This is a genomic window from Companilactobacillus versmoldensis DSM 14857 = KCTC 3814, from assembly GCF_001434295.1.
GTDB classification, from domain to species: domain Bacteria; phylum Bacillota; class Bacilli; order Lactobacillales; family Lactobacillaceae; genus Companilactobacillus; species Companilactobacillus versmoldensis.
The window spans coordinates 1-1,252 of the sequence record NZ_AZFA01000054.1; the positions used below are offsets into that span (position 1 = coordinate 1).

1 protein-coding gene and 1 pseudogene are annotated in these 1,252 nt (G+C 34.3%); one reads left to right on the forward strand and one right to left on the reverse strand.

Annotated elements, in window-relative coordinates:
* A pseudogene (locus FC27_RS11490) lies at positions 1 to 293 on the reverse strand (tyrosine-type recombinase/integrase); the annotation flags it as partial.
* A gap of 267 nt (positions 294 to 560) precedes the next feature.
* Here FC27_RS11490 and FC27_RS11495 point away from each other — a divergent pair.
* The coding region (locus FC27_RS11495) for an FAD-dependent oxidoreductase (RefSeq protein ID WP_162253190.1) at positions 561 to 1,252 on the forward strand (692 nt) is incomplete at its 3' end.

The following is a 1,252-nucleotide window of genomic DNA, read 5'->3' on the forward strand; positions in this document are numbered from 1 at the left end:
CATGACTAAACCAATATTGTAGTTTGATTGCGTATAAACGCGATAGGCGCCTGCTTTACGCATGGTATGTGTGCCCAGATAGTTGATGCCTAAGAGATCACCAACGCGCGCCATCACCTTGTAAAACTGCTTCTCAGAGATATGATGGTCTGGATGGGCCGTTGAGGGAAATAACCAGTCTGAATTGATATTCTGTTGGACTAGCCAATCATGATATTGCAGCAAGTCTTGTTGCACGGGCTTTAAATATAACGTGTTCGCTTTACCTGTCTTTTATCATGAATAAAGGTTATGTTTGTTACAAGGTCATTTAAATGATGTTATAAAAACTAATGGACAATAAATTTGCGTTAAAAGAATTGAATTATATATAATTGATTGAGGGAGATCAGAGTATGAAAATATCAGAATATTGTTGCAATAATCTTGTACAAAAAATAACATCCAAATTGGGAATTAGATTCAAAAATTATTTCTAAATAATTTTAATTACTTAATTATTTTAGATCCTGATTTGTGATTCGATCACATAATTAAATTATTGAATGGCAAGGTGAATAATGAAACATTTTAGTAATATTATTATTGGATTTGGAAAAGCGGGTAAAACACTTGCAGGAACACTTGCAAAACACGGTGAAGAAGTATTAATTATTGAAAAAGATCCCAACATGTATGGCGGAACTTGTATCAATGTTGCTTGTTTACCGACTAAAAACATGATTATTAATGCCCACCGGGGTATAGAATATGAAGTCGCTTTAAAAAAGAAAAATGCCCTAACAGCAATGCTACGTAATAAAAATTACCATAAGGTGGCTGATTTACAAGAAGCCACTGTTTTAACAGCTACTGCTGAATTTTTGGATGACCATACGGTACGAGTATCTGATAACTCAGGGCAGGAAACTTTAATTGCAGATCGTATTTTTATTAATACAGGAGCAACACCAATTTGGCCTAATATTGATGGATTGCCTGCTAGTAAACATGTTTATTCGTCCACAGACTTACTTGTAAAAGATAAACAATTAAAGGAATTAGTTATTCTTGGTAGTGGACCGATTGGCTTGGAATTTGCATCAATGTATGCACAATTTGGTAGCCATGTGACCATCATTGATAAATCATCTAAGATTTTAGGACACTTTGAGCCTGAAATTGCCGAACAAGCTAAAAATGATTTAGAGGAGGATGGTGTATCCTTTTTGTTAGAAAGCAACTTAACTGGTGTAAATGATACACTAAATGG